General features: G+C 72.5%; 16 protein-coding genes. 5 read left to right on the top strand and 11 right to left on the bottom strand.

The annotated features are described in order from the left end of the window. The first annotated feature begins 108 nt into the window (after positions 1-108). Together E1264_RS15360 and E1264_RS15355 are read left to right on the top strand one after the other, a co-directional pair. Positions 109-903, top strand: coding sequence for a thioesterase (locus E1264_RS15360; RefSeq protein ID WP_165964193.1), 795 nt, complete (start codon positions 109-111; stop codon positions 901-903). An 86-nt stretch (positions 904-989) separates the two neighbouring features. Beyond that, positions 990-1,736: an alpha/beta fold hydrolase gene (locus tag E1264_RS15355; protein WP_132173924.1), complete on the top strand. Its 747-nt coding sequence runs from the start codon at positions 990-992 to the stop codon at positions 1,734-1,736. Between the two features lie 43 nt (positions 1,737-1,779). Here the strand turns inward: E1264_RS15355 and E1264_RS15350 are convergent, their stop codons facing one another. Together E1264_RS15350 and E1264_RS15345 are read right to left on the bottom strand one after the other, a co-directional pair. After that, positions 1,780-2,697: a branched-chain amino acid transaminase gene (locus E1264_RS15350; RefSeq protein WP_165964192.1), complete on the bottom strand. Its 918-nt coding sequence runs from the start codon at positions 2,695-2,697 to the stop codon at positions 1,780-1,782. Continuing rightward, the gene (locus E1264_RS15345) at positions 2,694-3,341 is read right to left on the bottom strand and encodes a class I SAM-dependent methyltransferase (RefSeq protein ID WP_207935932.1); all 648 of its coding nucleotides are present in this window, start codon (positions 3,339-3,341) and stop codon (positions 2,694-2,696) included. Before E1264_RS15345 ends, E1264_RS15350 begins: the two co-directional genes overlap by 4 nt. Before the next feature lie 76 nt (positions 3,342-3,417). On the opposite strand from E1264_RS15345, the gene E1264_RS15340 reads away from it, so the two are divergent. Further along, the gene (locus E1264_RS15340; protein ID WP_165964191.1) at positions 3,418-4,362 is read left to right on the top strand and encodes an NAD(P)-dependent oxidoreductase; all 945 of its coding nucleotides are present in this window, start codon (positions 3,418-3,420) and stop codon (positions 4,360-4,362) included. Here E1264_RS15340 and E1264_RS15335 read toward each other — a convergent pair. From E1264_RS15335 to E1264_RS15320, 4 genes are all read right to left on the bottom strand, one after another. After that, a complete protein-coding gene (locus tag E1264_RS15335; protein WP_132173916.1) occupies positions 4,334-5,350 on the bottom strand; it encodes a DMT family transporter in 1,017 nt (338 codons plus the stop codon). The two genes, E1264_RS15340 and E1264_RS15335, sit on opposite strands and share 29 nt — an antisense overlap. Positions 5,351-5,415: 65 nt before the next feature. Continuing rightward, positions 5,416-6,318, bottom strand: a complete 903-nt coding sequence (locus E1264_RS15330) for an iron-containing redox enzyme family protein (RefSeq protein WP_165964190.1) — start codon at positions 6,316-6,318, stop codon at positions 5,416-5,418. A gap of 143 nt (positions 6,319-6,461) precedes the next feature. After that, entirely contained in the window at positions 6,462-7,628 is a 1,167-nt protein-coding gene (locus E1264_RS15325; protein WP_132173912.1) for a Glu/Leu/Phe/Val dehydrogenase dimerization domain-containing protein, read from the bottom strand. A gap of 298 nt (positions 7,629-7,926) precedes the next feature. Then, positions 7,927-9,294, bottom strand: a complete 1,368-nt coding sequence (locus E1264_RS15320) for an FAD-linked oxidase C-terminal domain-containing protein (protein ID WP_132173910.1) — start codon at positions 9,292-9,294, stop codon at positions 7,927-7,929. 579 nt (positions 9,295-9,873) lie between these two features. Here E1264_RS15320 and E1264_RS15315 point away from each other — a divergent pair. Further along, a complete protein-coding gene (locus tag E1264_RS15315; protein ID WP_132173908.1) occupies positions 9,874-10,386 on the top strand; it encodes a hypothetical protein in 513 nt (170 codons plus the stop codon). Positions 10,387-10,470: 84 nt separating this feature from the next. Further along, positions 10,471-11,091 (top strand): class F sortase, encoded by a 621-nt coding sequence (locus E1264_RS15310; RefSeq protein ID WP_132173906.1) that lies wholly within the window; start codon positions 10,471-10,473, stop codon positions 11,089-11,091. Positions 11,092-11,113: 22 nt separating this feature from the next. Here the strand turns inward: E1264_RS15310 and E1264_RS15305 are convergent, their stop codons facing one another. The 5 genes from E1264_RS15305 to cobF all read right to left on the bottom strand — a co-directional run bounded on the left by E1264_RS15305 (position 11,114) and on the right by cobF (position 15,235). Then, on the bottom strand, positions 11,114-11,953 hold the full coding sequence (locus tag E1264_RS15305) for an enoyl-CoA hydratase (RefSeq protein ID WP_132173904.1): 840 nt from the start codon (positions 11,951-11,953) through the stop codon (positions 11,114-11,116). A gap of 130 nt (positions 11,954-12,083) precedes the next feature. After that, positions 12,084-12,851, bottom strand: coding sequence for an FCD domain-containing protein (locus tag E1264_RS15300; RefSeq protein ID WP_132173902.1), 768 nt, complete (start codon positions 12,849-12,851; stop codon positions 12,084-12,086). A 113-nt stretch (positions 12,852-12,964) separates the two neighbouring features. Further along, positions 12,965-13,750 (bottom strand): hypothetical protein, encoded by a 786-nt coding sequence (locus E1264_RS15295; RefSeq protein ID WP_132173900.1) that lies wholly within the window; start codon positions 13,748-13,750, stop codon positions 12,965-12,967. Then, positions 13,747-14,337, bottom strand: coding sequence for an RNA polymerase sigma factor (locus E1264_RS15290; protein ID WP_132173898.1), 591 nt, complete (start codon positions 14,335-14,337; stop codon positions 13,747-13,749). Before E1264_RS15290 ends, E1264_RS15295 begins: the two co-directional genes overlap by 4 nt. A gap of 148 nt (positions 14,338-14,485) precedes the next feature. Then, on the bottom strand, positions 14,486-15,235 hold the full coding sequence (cobF, locus tag E1264_RS15285; RefSeq protein WP_207935931.1) for a precorrin-6A synthase (deacetylating): 750 nt from the start codon (positions 15,233-15,235) through the stop codon (positions 14,486-14,488). Positions 15,236-15,304: the final 69 nt, after the last annotated feature.

Raw genomic sequence — 15,304 nt, 5'->3', positions numbered from 1 at the left:
AGCGGGTTTCCTGATTGTCGGACCGTCCCGAGCGGCTCACTTCTTTGCCGGACGTTCGCGCGGCCTTAATGGTGGAGACCGAATAAATGCTGACGGCGAATGAGCACGATGGCTAAGCACCCCTGGTTTCCCTTCGGAACGGGCCCGGAGGCGCCGGTCCGGCTGCTCACCCTCCCGCACGCCGGCGCCGGCGCGGCCGTCTTCCGGGACTGGGGGCGGGGGATGCCCGGCGGGGTCGCCGTCTGCCCGGTCCAACCGCCGGGAAGGGAGGGGCGGTACGCGGAGGCGCCGTTCGACCGGGTCGCACCGCTGGTGCGGGAGCTCGCCGAGCAGATCACCGCGTCGGTGAGCGTGCCGTACGCGGTGCTCGGCCACAGCACCGGGGCGCTCTGCGCCTACGAGGTAGTTCGCGAGCTGCGGCGCACCGGTGGCCCGCTCCCGGCGCACCTGTTCGTCTGCGGGCGCGCGGCACCGCAGGTGCCGCCCGTCCGGCACGAGGTGGCCGATCTGCCGGTGGCGGAGCTGGCGGCGTTCCTGCGCGAACTGGAGGGCACTCCGGAGGGGATGCTGTCGGATCACCGCGTGCTGGAATGGATGCAGCCGATCCTGGTCGCCGATCTCGCGGTCAACGAGTGCTACACGTTCCAGCCGGAGGCGCCGCTGGACATCCCGATCACGGCGTTCGTCGGCCGTGCCGACCCCGTCGCGGGGGAGGAACTGATGGAGCTCTGGCGGTCCGAGACCGCCGCCGGGTTCCGGCTGCACGTGCTCGACGGCGGCCATTTCGCCATGTTCGACCACGCGGCGTTCGTGCACGCCGAAATCGCGGGCGCGCTGCTGGACGAGGCGGCGCCCGCAGTGCCGGACCCGGACGGCCCGCAGCAGCGCCTGCCGCACGGGTAGAGCCTGCTCCAAATGGCCCGCGGATTGGCCGTCGGAATTGTGCTCGAAGACCAGGATGAGCGCGAACCAGAGGTGGTGTTTGGTCTATGGCGGATTTACCGGCTAAGAAACCGAAGTGGCTGCTGCGCAGTCCCGACCCGGACGCCGGGGTGCGCCTCTTCTGCTTCCCGTACTCGGGATCCGGGGCCACGATGTACGAGCGTTGGCCGCGGCGCCTCGGCGATATCGAGATATGCCTCGTCCAGCCGCCGGGGCGGCAGAACCGGATCCGGGAGCCGCACTACGAGACCTACGAGCACCTCGCCGAAGAGCTGATCGAGTTCCTGGTGCCGTACCTCGACCGGCCGTTCGCGTTCTTCGGCCATTGCAGCGGTGCCCTGCCCGGAGTGGAGGTCACCCGGCAGCTCGCCGCGGCGCGCCTGCCGCTGCCGCGGCGCCTGTTCGTGTCCGCGCAGGTCGCCCCGCACGACGGCCCGTACGGCGGGCTCCTTGAGAAGGACCGCGACGGGCTCCGGGAGACGCTGGCCGAGCTGATCACCAACATGGGCGGCACGCCCGACGACACCCTCCTCGATTTCGGGCTGGACCTGCTGATCCAGGACGTCGAGGCGAACAAGAAGTACGTCGTGCCGGAGGTGCTGGACATCCCCTGCGGAATCACCGCGATCGGCTGGAGCGACGATCGCGAGATCCCGCTGTCGCTCATGGGGGGCTGGAACGCGGTGACGGCGGACTGCCGTCAGGTGATGCTCGACGGCGGCCATTTCGCCTTCCTGGCCGCGCCCCAGGCCCTGCTGGACCTGATCGCCGGCGACCTGTCCGCGGGCGACTGACCACCGGCGGCTGGCCACCGGCGGCTGACCGGGGGCCGGGTGTCTAGATTGGGGTCATCCAGCCTCGGGTGTCGGGGACGCGTCCGCGCACGACGTCCATCATCGTCCGCTGGAGGGCCTGGGTGACGGGGCCGAAGGCACCACCGCCGATCTTGCGCCCGTCGATCTCCGGGATCGGGAGTAGTTCGGACGCCGTCCCGGTGCTGAACACCTCGGAGGCGCCGAGCAGGTCGTCGGTGCCGAGATCGCGCTCGACCACCTCGTAGCCCAGGTCGGCGGCCAGCCGCATGACGGTGTCGCGGGTGATGCCGGGCAGGAGCGACCGGGACGCGGGCGGGGTGGAGACGACGGAGCCGTGGACGGCGAAGATGTTCTCCCCGGTCGCCTCGCACACCATGCCGTCCTCGTCGACGAAGATCGCCTGCGCGAAGCCGCGCCGCTTGGCCTCGGAGTACGCGACGACGCTCAGCAGGTAGTGCCCGCACGCCTTCGCCTTGTAGAGGTCGGCGTGCGTCTTGGGCCTGCGGTGGCTGGAGAAGGTGGCGGTGGTGCCCTCCTCCCGGTTGCGGTCGGAGTAGCCCGACCAGGCGAACGCGATCACCGCGGTGTGGGTGTCGTTGAGCCAGTGCGCGAAGATGATGTTCGGTTCGCCGACGTACACCAGCGGCCGGACGTAGGCGTCGGCGAGGCCGTTGGCCTCGATCGTGCGGCGGGCCGCGTCGACCAGCGCCTCCTCGGTGTGCTCGATCGGGATCGACAGGGCCGCGGCCGAGTCGCGCAGCCGCCGCATGTGCTCGCCCGCGCGGAACATGGCCCGGCCGCCGTCCTCCTGGCGGTAGCAGCGGATGCCGTCGAAGGCCCCGAAGCCGTAGTGCAGGGTATGGGTCAGCAGGTGGGCGCGCGTGGTGTCGGAGCGCACGAGCTCGCCGTCCAGCCACAGGGTCTCGGCCGCTTCGATCACCAGGACTCCTCGGGTGCGTGGTCTCGGATGGTCAGCTCGACGCCGGCGCCGAGGGGGAGGGTGTGGGAGCAGGCGCCCGGCACCTTGCGGACGTGCTCGACGTAGGCGCGCATCTGCTCGGCGGTGGCCTCGGGCTCGAGGATGTTGTCCGCCACGACCACCCCGCCCGCCGCGAGCCGGGGCCAGACGAGGTCGAACTCGCGGATGTAGAGGTCCTTCCAGTGGTCGATGAGCACCAGGTCGAAGGGATAGGGCAGCTCCGGGACGATCTCGGCGGCGTCGCCGTGCTCGATCCGCACCACCCCGGCGAACCCCGCGTCGGCGACGTTGCGCCGCAGCTCGGCGACCTTGCCGGCATCGGTCTCGATCGTGACGAGCGAGCCGCCGGTGTCCGCGACGGCGTCGGCCAGCCAGATCGTGGAGTAGCCGACCGACCCGCCGATCTCGACGACCCGCCGTGCCCGGCCGCGCCGGACCAGCGTGTTGAGCAGCCGCCCGACGTCGGGCCCGACGTCCAGCATCAGCCGTGGCGCGGCGGCGCGGGTGTACCGGGCGCCCTGCGCGTTCAGCGTGTCCAGCTCGGGCCGCTCCCGCGCGGAGCGTTCTTCGAGGCGGGCCAGCACGCGGCCCGCGTCGGTCGCCATGACCATTCGCTCACCTTCTCTCGGCTACCCGGCCGGGGCCGTGCCGCCGGACCGGAACTGTCCTAACCTGACCGCCATGAGGATGTGCATCATGCATCCGCGGCTCGGCGACGAGCTCCGCGCACACCTCGACGGCCGGCTGCCCGGGGTCACGGTCGACGTCGTCCACGACGATCGCGGAGACCCGCCCGGGTTCGGCCGCTACGACGTCCTGGTCGCCAACGCGCTCCCGCCGGGACTGCTGGCCCGCGGCGCCCGGCTGCGGTGGCTCCAGCTCACCAGCGTCGGCACCGACCAGCTCGCCGCCGGGCGGCCGCGCCCGGGGCTGATCGTCACGAACGCGGGCGCCATCCCGGCGCGGGCCGTCGCCGAGTTCGCGCTGATGGGGATGCTCGCCCTGGCCAAGGAGGCCCCGGCGCTGGTGCGCGGGCACGACGCCCGCGGCTGGCGGCTCCCCGACGCGCGGCTGCTGGCCGGGGGCACGCTGGTGCAGGTCGGTCTCGGCCGGGTGGGCACCGAGATCGCCCGCCGGGCGCGCGCCTTCGACATGCGCGTGGTAGGCGTGACCCGGACCGGGCGGGAGTCCGCCGCGGCCGACCTGACCGTGCCCGCCGCCGCCCTGCCGGACGTGGCCCGCGACGCCGACCATCTCGTCGTGGCGGTGCCCGGCGGGGACGGGACGCGCGGGCTGGTCGGCGCGCGTGTGGTGGCCGCGCTGCCCGCGACCGCCTGCCTGATCAATGTCGCGCGGCCGGAGGTCGTGGACACCGCCGCGGTCGTCGCGGCGCTGCGCGGCGGGCGGTTGCGCGGGGCGCTGCTGGACGTGCACGACCACGAGCCCCTCCCTTCCGACAGCCCGCTGTGGAGCACCAGGGGCCTGTGGGTCACTCCGCACGCCGCGTTCTGCTATCCGGGTGAGGCGGCCGACCTCGCCGATCTGATCGCCGGCAACCTGCGCCGGCTGCGGGAGGGCGGACCGCTGCGCAACCTCGTCACCGCTCCGGCTCCCGCCCCCCGCTGAGCGGGCCGTCCCGCATGGCGCCGTCCCGCGTCGCGCCGTCGAGCGTCGCGCCCGAGGCGGCCACCGCCTCCGGGGGACCGGCCGGCTCGCCGTCCTCCGCGCCGCGCGGCGGCCGCTCCCAGGTCGCGAGGACGACGCCGACCAGCGTCACCGCCGAGCCGAAGACCTGCCAGCCGCTCAGCGACTCGTCGAAGATCGGGACGGCCAGCATGGCCCCGAAGACCGGGACCAGGTAGAGGAACACGTTGGTCTTGGCCACCCCGACCTGGCGGAAGCAGTAGTACCAGGCGATGATGTTGTAGACGAACCCGATGACACCGCCGTAGGCGACGCCGAGCCAGCTCGCCGCGGACGCCTCGGTGAAGGTCTCCGGCGAGCCGATCAGGCCCGGCGCCGCCAGCAGCACCAGCGGCACCGTGCCGATCAGGCAGCTCCAGGTCGCGACCGCCGGTGGCGGCAGCCGCCGCATCGCGAACTTGCTGATGATCGCGTAGACCGCGAACAGCAGCACCGCCACGATCATCAGGATCTCGCCCCGCCAGTCGTCGGAGCTCTTCTCGCTCGCGCGGTCGGTGGGCAGGATCCGCATCAGCCACAGCATGCCGACCCAGCCCGCCGCGATCCCGACGATCTGCCGCACCGCGATGCGCTCCCGCAGCACCAGCCAGGCCAGCGCCAGCGAGGCGGCCGGGATGATCATCTCGATCAGCCCCGCCTCGGACGCCGGGATCAGCTCCAGCGACCTGAAGAACAGGATGTTGTAGATGCAGATCCCCACCAGCCCGGTGCCGATCAGCCACGGCACGTCCCGCCGCTCGGGCCGCGGCCAGCGCCCGAGGAGCGGGAGCAGGACGACCAGCGCCAGAAGGTAGCGCATGGCGTTGGCCTCCACCGGAGTGAAGCTGTCCAGCGCGTACCGTCCGGCGATCAGGTTGCCGGCCGCCGTGACCGGCACCGAGACCAGCAGAACGAGCATCTTCCAGTTCAAGAGGGCGTCCTCGGTGGTGGAGCGGGAGCGTGCGGTCCCGGCGGGGATCCGCGGCCAGGGGACGGTCAGGTGCCGGAGGACCCGGCGTTGATCGTCTCCCAGGCGGGGTGGCGCTTGAGGATGATCTCCCGGTAGAGGCCCCACTGGTACATGCGGCGCGCCTGGATGGAGCGCCACACCGCGAGCCGCACCCGGTGCTGCAGGTCGCCGGTGACCGCGTACTTGCGCAGCAGGTTCGCGGCCTCCTCGGCGTGCTGGTCGTCGCCTCCGTAGTCGTTCTCCAGCCGCTCGTCGCCGGCGTGGATGCGGAAGACCTCCAGCGCCTCGTCGTCCAGGTCGAACTGGGCGCTGAGCGCACGCGCGATCTGCCGGAACCGGTTGGGAATGGTCAGCTCGATGGCGAAGCTGCCGGCCGCGAGCCCTTCGAGCCAGTGGTAGTCGCGCACCAGGTGCTGGCGGTACTCGACGTACACCAGCGTCTCGGGGTAGGGCTCGGTGAACTCCATCTCCTCGTCGCTGACGCCCAGCGCGTTGCCGAGCTTGCGGACGGTGACGGGATGCTCGCGCGCCGGGTTGAACTCGCCGAGCTCCTCGGCGAGGTTGGCGCCCATGAACTGCCGGGCGTCGTAGAAGTAGGTGGCGTTGGCGCATATCTGCGCGATCACGGAGGGGAAGATCCGCGCGTCGATGTACCACTGCTTGACCCATTCGCGGACGCCCTCGAGCGGCACCTGCTGGGCGATGAGGCGCTCGTAGAACGGCCCGATGTTGGCCGCCGCCGAGTTCATGACCTCGTCGGTCAGCTCCTTGACGAACTGCTCGGGCGGCAGCGCGGCCGGCACCGGGTCGGTCAGCCGGGTCGTCGGCGTGCCGATGGGGGCGTGGTCGAGCTCGTGGTGCAGCTTGTCCTCGTGACGGTCGCGAACCTGGCGGACGGTCTCGCGCTCTTGATGAGCTTCCAGCGTCATGGATGTGCTCCCTGCTCTTGCGCGGTCACTTGCCTGTCTGTGTCTGCCTGCGATCTGTCGTGGGCCTGCGAGCCGGTGGGTGCGGCCGGGTGATCCGGCCCTTCGTGTCATCTGGGGCGTGTTGTTGGAGCGGTTCGTGTCGGCTAGGGCGATGGGACGGCGGCGGCCCCCTCGCGTGCGGCCCCCTCGCGTGCGGCCCCCTCGCGTGCGGCGACCCGTTCGGCGCTCACCCGCGCGGCCGCCCGCGGGAGGGACAGCCCGTCGGCGGCCGCCCGGTCGCTGACCGCCGCGTGGGCCGCCCGGATGCGATCGCGCACCTCCTGATGGAGCGCGTCGGCCAGGGCGTCGGCGTCCTTGGCGTCCTGGGCGTGACCGGTGAGGACGGCCCCGGTGGCGATCGCGCCGCCCGCGTTGGCGACGATCCCGGGGAGGACCGTGGTCCCGCGCGCCTCGAACGCGGCCAGCGCCGCGGGAGTGCTGGGATCGTTGGCGCCCTCGGCGATCAGCCGCGCCGAGATGCGCGGCACGTCGCGCTCGTCCACGGCGTGGGAGCGGGCGGCGAGCACCAGGATGTCCGCGGGGACGTCGAGCAGCCGGTCCGGATCCGCGCCGGTGGTGAGGCCGGGGGGCAGCGCGGCCCGGTCGATGACGCCGGTGGGGTCGGTCGCCGCGACCAGGTCGGGCAGCGGGAGCCCGGCCGGGTGGCTGATCACGCCGAGCCGGTCGGAGACCGCGACGACGCGATGCCCGCGGGCGTGCAGGTGGACCGCCGCCGCGCGCCCGACCGTCCCGAAGCCCTGGACGGCGGCGGTCGAGGCCGGGGCGCCGGGCGGACGGGCCGCCGTGATCGCCTCGGCGATCCCGAACCCGGTGATCTGGGAGCACCGCTCCCACAGCTCCGCCCACGAGCAGGGCAGCAGCGCGGTGTCGCCGGACTTGGCGACCTCGTACCCGGCGGCCTCGAAGATGAGCCCCCGGTCCCGGTAGCCGATGCCCTGGTCGCTGCCGACGTAGATGCCGCCCTTGAGCAGCGGCGCCATGCGGGTCCCGAAGGCGCGCAGCCGCCCGTCCCGCTCCTCGCCGGGCGGCAGGTCGCTCACGATGCCGCCCTTCGCGCCGCCGATCGGCAGGTCGGCGAGCGCCAGCTTGCGCGTCATCTGACGGGCGAGCCCGGCCAGCTCGGCGGGGGTGACGTCGGGTGTCATGCGCACCCCGCCCATCGCTTTTCCCGCGACCAGGGTGTCGACGATTACATACGCTTCTAATCCGGAATTGCCATCGCTCAGGGTGGTGACGATAGCGCCAGTCATTCAGCCTCCGAAGCGTGACGAAAAGACTCCCCCGAGCGATCAGACGCCTTTTGCAAGGCACGTGAGAGTCTTGTCCGGGCCGTTTCCCGTGTCAAGATACTTCCGCGGCGGGGGTGTGGCCCGGCCGGAGCTTGAATATTGGACGACCGATAAATCGTCCACTGGTCAGAGGCAGGTGTAAGAGGCCGGCCGAAATCGGTAAGGAACGATCTTGGCGGGCGCGTATCGGCCCCGAGCGGAACGCGCGGGCGCGCTGATCTGGTGATTTCCCTTCGGCCGCCGGCATGGCCCCGGGTGCTCAGAAAACCTTTCCCGGGTTGAGGATCCCCGCGGGATCGAAGGCGTGCTTGATCGCCCGGTGCAGCGCGAGGCCGTCGGGCCCGAGCTCGCGTCCGATCCACCGCCGCTTGAGCGCGCCCACGCCGTGCTCCCCGGTCAGCGTGCCGCCGAGCCCGAGCGCGGTGGTGAAGACCTCGTCGGCCGCCGTCCACACCGCCTCCGGCACGTCGGGGGCCCCGGCCTCGCCGCGGTCGAACACGAAGACCGGGTGCAGGTTGCCGTCGCCCGCGTGCGCCACGGTCAGGATGGTGACACCGTGCCGGTCCGCGGCCGCCTCGATCGCCTCGAACATCTCGGCCAGCCTGGAGCGCGGGACGCACACGTCCTCGACGAGGCACGCGCCCAGCCGCTCCGCCGCCGGGTAGGCGAGGCGCCGCAGCTCCAGCAGCGCCACGGCCTCCTGCGGGTCGCTCGACACCTCGGTGTGGGCCGCCCCGGCCCGCTCGCAGCACCGGGCGATCTCGGCGGCCGGTCCCCGCGGATCGGCGGCATCGGACTGCGCGATCAGCACCGCGCCGGTGTCCGGGTCGAGGTCGATGCGCTTCCACGCGTCGATCGCGCGCAGCGTCGGCCGGTCGATCAGCTCCAGCAGGCTGGGTTGCACCCCGGCCGCGACGATCCCGGCGACCGCGTCCGCCGCCCGGCGCGTGGACGCGAACAGCGCCAGGACCGTCGCCGGGGCGGGCGGGACCGGACGCAGCCGCAGGGTCGCCGCCGTGATCACCCCCAGCGTCCCCTCGGAACCGACGAGCAGGCCGGTCAGGTCGTACCCGGTGACGCCCTTCACGGTGCGCCCGCCGGTGTGGACCACCCGGCCGTCCGCGAGCACGGCCTCGAGCCCGAGCACCGAGTCGCGCGTCACCCCGTACTTCACGCACCGCAGCCCGCCCGCGTTGGTCGCGAGGTTCCCGCCGATCGTGGAAATCTCGTGGCTGGACGGGTCGGGCGCGTACATCAGGCCGTGGGCGCGCGCCGCCCGGTCGAGATCCGCCGTGATCACCCCCGGCTCGGCGACGGCGAGCGCGTTCGCGGGATCGACCTCCCGGACGGCGTCCATCCCGCTGAGCGAGAGCACCACGCACCCGTCCACCGCGAGGGCCCCGCCCGAAAGCCCGGTGCCCGCGCCGCGCGGCACGACCGGGACCCGGTGCCGGTTCGCCCAGCGGAGCGTGGCGACCACGTCCGCCGCCTCCCGCGCGCGGACGACCGCGCCCGGGACCCCCGGTTCCAGAAACGTCCGGTCACGGGCGTACGAGGCCACCACATCGGGATCGGCGACCACCCGCCCCGCGGGCAGCAGCCCGGCCAGCTCCTCGAAATCCGCCATGTGACCTCCGCGTTCACTGAAGTGCGGCGCTTGACAAATCTTGGGTTCCACGGCCCGGCAGCGTCCAACCCGGCCCACGCAGACAGCGATCCGGACCTTACAACCAGGGCTGTTTCGGCCGCCGCCCCCGCCTCCGCCACTGGTCGCGAATTGCGCTCTGCCGATGCTCGAATATTTCAGGGCACGGAAAGAGGAGGGTCGCGTAACCGCAGGCCTTCCCAAAATATCGGCACGTGCCCTCGCCGAGCGGCGCGGGCAGATCACGGAACCGGACCGAGGATTCGGTGCCCCGGCTCACCACATTCACCGTCGCCGGCGACGGTGACCTTGGCCCCGGCGCCTCGACACCGCGGCCCGGCACCGAGCCCGGCCACACCCCCTGCTCGGCGTCACCCTCAGCCCGCGAGTGTGACGACTATCACCACAACCTTTTCGGCTGGAATTGTGATCTTGCGTGTTCGGAACCGGTCCCGGAAGGCTCGAACCAAACGGCTTGTGCCGTCATCGTATGAAGGCGTACGGGGACACGGGTTCACGAGCTGAAAGTCGAGTAGGCCACCGTGTCGTAATGGAGTGGAAATGCGACTCGGAAAAGCCGCTGTCTTCGGTCTCGTCGTCGGCGCCATGACGGTGGGGCTCGCCGCGCCCGCGATGGCCGACCCCGGCGACGTGGTCGTGCAGCCGAAGCAGGCCCGCCCCGGCGACAAGATCACCGTCGTCGGGAAGAAGTGCGCCGTCGACGGGACGGCCGGCTCGCTGGCGTTCGTGGGCGGGGCCGTCCCGCTGAACGGCGCGGAGGAGGTCGACGGGCGGGCCGGCCTGGCGACCATCAAGAACGACACCTTCCCGGGCACCTACACCATCCTGGTCAGGTGCGGCGGCCACAGGTCGGTCGGCGAGATCGTGGTCGTGGACGGCAAGGCGCGGCCGAAGGCGGCGACGCCCACCCCGCAGGGCGGCGCCGGGACCGGGTTCGGGGGCGGCGCGGGCGGTGCCGACACCGTGCTGCTCGCCGGTGGCGGCGTCCTGCTGCTGGGCGGGCTCGGCATCGGCGCCATGGCCGTCCGCCGGCGCGGCGACCTCGCCGCGTAATGACGGAATTCCGGTGGCCGCCCCTTTCGGAGGCCGCCACCGGAGCCATTCTCGGGAATTGCCGCCAGTGAGGGTGGAGGGGAAATGCGCGGGTTGCTGACGCTGACGGTCGCCCTGCTGGCCGCCGGGCTGGTCATGGTCGGGCTGGGGCTGCGCGGCGACGGCGGCCCGCCGCAGCCGCCCGCGTGGGCGGCGGTGCCCAGGGCGGTCGAGCACCACGGGCCGGTGCTCGACCGCTCGGTGCCCGTCGAGGTGGCCGTGCCCTCGATCGGGGTCCGGGCCCCGCTGGCCCGGCTGGGGCTGGCGGGTGACGGCTCCGTCGAGGTGCCGCCGGCCGATCGCCTGAACGAGGCGGGCTGGTACGACCGCGGCCCTACCCCGGGAGAGCGCGGCGCGGCCGTCCTCCTCGGCCATGTCGACTCGGCGAAGGGCGCCGCCGTCTTCTACGAGCTGGGACGGCTGCGTCCCGGGCACCGCATCGAGGTGACCCGCCGGGACGGCAGGACCGCCGTCTTCACCGTCGAGTCCGTGGAGCGCGTCGCCAAGGAGCGGTTCCCCACCGGCCGCGTCTACGGGCCGCTCGACCACGCCGGGCTCCGGCTGGTCACCTGCGGCGGTCCGTTCGACGAGAGCAGCCGCAGCTACCGCGACAACATCATCGTCTACGCCGCCCAGACGGCGGTCCGGCAGGCCGCCGCGCGGTGAGCGCCGCGGCTCCTCGGAGTGCTCACCTGCCGCCTTCCGCCATGCTCTTGGCGGTCTGGCCGCCCAGCGAGTCGCCGCCGACCTCCGCGTTGTGCGCGTGCGCGAGGTGGTGCAGCCCGAACACCGAGTCCATGCCGGCCCGCATGCCCATCAGGTCCTCGGCCTGGTTGATCGCCTTCTTCGTCAGCGCGAGCCCGAACCTCGGCATCGCCGCGATCCGCTCGGCCAGGCCCAGGGCCTCGGCCTCCAGGTCGTCGCGCGGTACCACCCGGTTCACCCAGCCCAGCTCGCGGGCGCGTGCGGCGGGCATCCGGTCGCCGGTGTACAGGAACTCCCGCGCCACCCGCGGCGGCATCACCCACGGGTGCGCGAAGTACTCCACGCCGGGGATGCCCATCCGCACCACCGGATCGGCGAAGAACGCGTCGTCCGACGCCACGATCAGGTCGCAGCACCACGCCAGCATCAGGCCGCCCGCGACGCAGGCGCCCTGCACCATCGCGATCATCGGCTTGGGCAGCTCGCGCCAGCGGCGGCACATCCCCAGGTACACCTCGGACTCCCGCGCGTACCGGCTCTCGCCGCCGGACGTGCCCACGTGGTCCCACCACAGCGACGCCCGCCGGTCGAAGCTCTGGTCCGCGTCGCGGCCCGGCGTGCCGATGTCGTGACCGGCCGAGAAATGCGGGCCCGCACCCGCCAGGACGACCACTTTCACCTCGTCGTCGTCCGCCGCCCGGTAGAACGCCGCGTCGAGTTCGTAGGTCATCGCCGAGTTCTGCGCGTTGCGGTATTCCGGGCGGTTCATCGTCACCACCGCGACCGGGCCGCGCCGCTCGTACCGGACCGTCTGCTCAGCCATGGGTGACCTCTCTCCAGGGATGCCGGTCATGGGCAGTAACATGACAATCTTCTACAAGATTGCTAACTTGCATAGGGTTATCGAACGACGTTCTGGTCACACGGAGGGCGCTGGAGCGGACGACGGTGCCTCATGAGACCCGGCCCTTGAGCCGCCTGGAGGAGACCATGGCGACCGGGCCGGGGGTCGAGGCGTACCGCATGGTGTTGGCGAGATGCACGCGGGCGAAGGCCTCCAGCCGTTCGGCGTCGCCCCGCTCGATCAGCTGCATGATCCGCTCGTGCGCCCGGATGCCGGTCTCGCGCCTGGCCACGTCGGGGAAGTCGCCCGCCTCCAGGGCCTCGGCGGCCCACGCCTGCTCCTGCGACGACCAGAGGGACTCCAGCGCGCCGGCGACCAGGATGAGCGTCTGGTTGCCGCACAGCTGGACCAGCGCCTCGTGGAACCTCCGCGTGACCCGGGTGAACTCCACCTCGTCGTCGACCGCCGCGAGGGTCTGCTCATGGATCAGCTTGAGGTGCGGCAGCACCTCGGTGGCGCGATCCTCGCGGGCGGCGCAGAGCGCCACGCACACCGGCTCCAGCTGTTTGAGCGCGTCGCCCAGATCGCTGTACGGGACGCCCCGGAACTGCATGACCAGGCCGATCATGTACGCGGCGCCGGCGGCGTCGGGCACGTGCACGATGGCACCGCCCCGGTTGCCCCGCTGCACGGTGATCAGGCCCTCGGCCTCCAGGATGCCCAGTGCCTCCCGCAGCGAGGGCTTGCTGACCTCGAACTCCCGGAGCAGCTCGTCCTGGGCGGGCAGCGCGTCGCCGTCCTTGAGCTCGCCCCGCAGGATGCGGTCGCGCAGGAGGGAGGCGACCATCTCGGCAAGCCGCGGCTGGTGGAGCTGCACCTTCGACCTCCATGGGCGGCGCGTAAACGATCTCGGTGATCCCAGGTCCCGGGACCCGCTGAACGCAACCACCCTAAGTATACTATCTTCTAAAAGATAGACGCCAGGCCAGGCTAATCACCTTTCACCCTTTTCGCCTTTTTCTCTTTCTTCTTGCCCGGCTTATCTTTCTTCTTTTCTTTTCCGGGAGGGCCCTTCGGCTTCTTCTCGGAAGGATCGTCCGGCTTCTTGTGCTGCTTGCCGCTCAGGACCTTCTCGCAGTAGCCAGCGACCTTCGCGTGGCCGCCCGCGGCGGCGACCAGCGGGGCGAACTCCGCGGCGGAGGAGCGCGGCGGCACCGTCGGCTTCCTGCCCCGTCCGGGCCTTTCGAGGGCGAGGAAGCTGCGGCAGAGCCCCGCCAGCGCCGACGAGTGCGGCGTCCCGGGGGCCGTGGACGCGCCGGGTGGGCCGTGCCGCGGCTGCCCGGGCGGCGGAGCGGGACGGGTGGCCTTCGTGGTGGCGGGCGGCGAGGCCGGGGCCGGCGAGCGCGGTGGCGACTCCAGGACGGGCAGATGACCGGTGTTCGCGGCCAGGGCGGCGCCGCCCGCGGCCGTGCCGGCGACCGCCAGAGCGATGACCACCTTGGCGGTGACGATCTCCAGCAGCGCCCGGTGCGCCGTCCGGCCGAGACGACCCCGGCGTCGCGATTCGAGCCGGGCCTGCCGGAAGGCGGCCGCCGCCGCGTCCTCGCCCCTGAGTTCCCGGGCGGTCGGCGGCGCGGTGGCGGCGGCGAGCAGGCCCGCGACGGGATGCGTGGCCGTCTCCGGGTCTCGCCAGATGCCTGTCAGCAGGTCTTCGGCGGTGTCCTCGTCGAGGTCCCGGGCCGCGTTCCGGTCGCTGGGATGGCGATCAAAGCTCATGGGCGGTTCACCTCGGCTCCCGGCTCGTCCCCCGCCCGCGGTGGGGCGCCGGCGCGCTCCAGGCGGTCGGCCAGGTTCCGCAGGCCCTGGTGGGTGGTCGTCTCGATCGCCTCGGCGGTCCTGCCGAGGATCTCGGCCGCCTGGCGGGTGTTCAGGCCCATCACGACACGGAGCAGCACGGCCTCGCCCTGGTCGGCGGGCAGGCCCGCGATGAGCGCGATCGCGGCGTCGGTGGACGGCGGCTCGGTGGCCCGGTCGGCGTCGCCGGAGTCGCCCGCCGGCGCGGGCTGCTGCCGGCTCGTCGGCGCGCCCGGGTCGCGCCCGCGCAGGTTCTCCAGGGCCCGGCCGCGGCCGATCACCGTGATCCAGCCGCGGAAGCGCTGGAAGTCGCCGCGGAAATCGCCGAGCCCCTGCGTGATCTCCTGCCAGGTCTGCGCCGCCACCTGGTCGGCGGCCTCGCCGACCAGCACGGACAGGTAGCGCACCAGCCGCGGCTGGACGGCCCGGTATAACCGCCGGAAGGCGTCCTGATCTCCGCGCTGCGCCGCGCGCAGGGCGGCGGACAAGCGCTTGTCGGTCCTGGCCACGTCCGTTCCCACCGCTCGATCGCCCTCCAAGGGACCGCCATGGGCGTCGCCCGCGCATCACGGGCGCAAACTGGTGACGTCAGGCAAATGTCCAGACTAGTGATACCAAGGCGGCAGCGGCCACAGGACCACTTCGCCACAAAACGGGTCAGGTGCGGCGGCGGAGGAGGTAGGTGTCCATGATCCAGCCCTTGCGGGCGCGGGCCTCGGCGCGGGCGGTGCGGATGCGGCCCGCGACCTCGGCGACCGGGCCCTCGATGAGGATCTCGTCGGGCGTGCCGAGGTAGGCGCCCCAGTAGATGTGGAAGTCGTCGCCGGCGCCGGCGAAGGAGCAGGCGGCGTCCAGCATGACGAGGACGTCGTCGGCGGTGGCGCCCTCGTCGGCGAGGCGGCGGCCCGTGGTGATGTGGACGGGCCGCCCGACGCGGGTGAGGGCGACGCGGTGGCGGGCGGTGAGCGCGGAGATGCTGCTGATGCCGGGGACGACCTCGTACTCGACCTCGGCGCGGACCTCGGCGTCGATCCCGTCCAGGGCGGCGAGCGTGCTGTCGTAGAGGCCGGGGTCGCCCCAGACGAGGAGCGCGCCGGTCTGCCCGTCGGCGAGCTCCTCCGCGATGAAGGACTCGTAGATCCGGGCGCGGCGGGACCGCCAGTCCTCGACGGCGGCGGTGTAGGCCGGGGCCGTGCGGTCGCGTTCGGGGTCGGCGGCCTCGACGATCCGGTACGGCTCGCGGCCGTGCGCGGCGATGAGGTCGCGGCGGAGCCGGACCAGGTCGTCCTTGGCCTCGCCCTTGCCGACGAGGAGGAAGACGTCGGCGGCGGCGATGGCCTTGGCGCCCTGGAGGGTGAGGTGGTCGGGGTCGCCCGCGCCGATGCCGATGAGCAGGAGCCGCTTCACCCGGCCAAGTGTGCCAGAACTGCTGCTATAGGCTTGTCGTCGCATTTCGGTCGGCTCGCCCCGGAGGGC

Source organism: Actinomadura sp. KC216, assembly GCF_004348535.1.
GTDB lineage: Bacteria > Actinomycetota > Actinomycetes > Streptosporangiales > Streptosporangiaceae > Spirillospora.
Note: the sequence above shows the minus strand (reverse complement) of the source record. Positions and strands in the feature narration are given on the sequence as shown.

What these genes read in the sequence shown, in the direction of transcription:
- E1264_RS15360 (WP_165964193.1), top strand. Translation starts at nt 109, where the DNA reads ATGGCTAAGCACCCCTGGTTTCCCTTCGGAACGGGCCCGGAGGCGCCG.
- E1264_RS15355 (WP_132173924.1), top strand. Translation starts at nt 990, where the DNA reads ATGGCGGATTTACCGGCTAAGAAACCGAAGTGGCTGCTGCGCAGTCCC.
- E1264_RS15345 (WP_207935932.1), bottom strand. Translation starts at nt 3,341, where the DNA reads ATGGCGACCGACGCGGGCCGCGTGCTGGCCCGCCTCGAAGAACGCTCC.
- E1264_RS15340 (WP_165964191.1), top strand. Translation starts at nt 3,418, where the DNA reads ATGAGGATGTGCATCATGCATCCGCGGCTCGGCGACGAGCTCCGCGCA.
- E1264_RS15330 (WP_165964190.1), bottom strand. Translation starts at nt 6,318, where the DNA reads ATGACGCTGGAAGCTCATCAAGAGCGCGAGACCGTCCGCCAGGTTCGC.
- E1264_RS15325 (WP_132173912.1), bottom strand. Translation starts at nt 7,628, where the DNA reads ATGACTGGCGCTATCGTCACCACCCTGAGCGATGGCAATTCCGGATTA.
- E1264_RS15320 (WP_132173910.1), bottom strand. Translation starts at nt 9,294, where the DNA reads ATGGCGGATTTCGAGGAGCTGGCCGGGCTGCTGCCCGCGGGGCGGGTG.
- E1264_RS15315 (WP_132173908.1), top strand. Translation starts at nt 9,874, where the DNA reads ATGCGACTCGGAAAAGCCGCTGTCTTCGGTCTCGTCGTCGGCGCCATG.
- E1264_RS15310 (WP_132173906.1), top strand. Translation starts at nt 10,471, where the DNA reads ATGCGCGGGTTGCTGACGCTGACGGTCGCCCTGCTGGCCGCCGGGCTG.
- E1264_RS15305 (WP_132173904.1), bottom strand. Translation starts at nt 11,953, where the DNA reads ATGGCTGAGCAGACGGTCCGGTACGAGCGGCGCGGCCCGGTCGCGGTG.
- E1264_RS15295 (WP_132173900.1), bottom strand. Translation starts at nt 13,750, where the DNA reads ATGAGCTTTGATCGCCATCCCAGCGACCGGAACGCGGCCCGGGACCTC.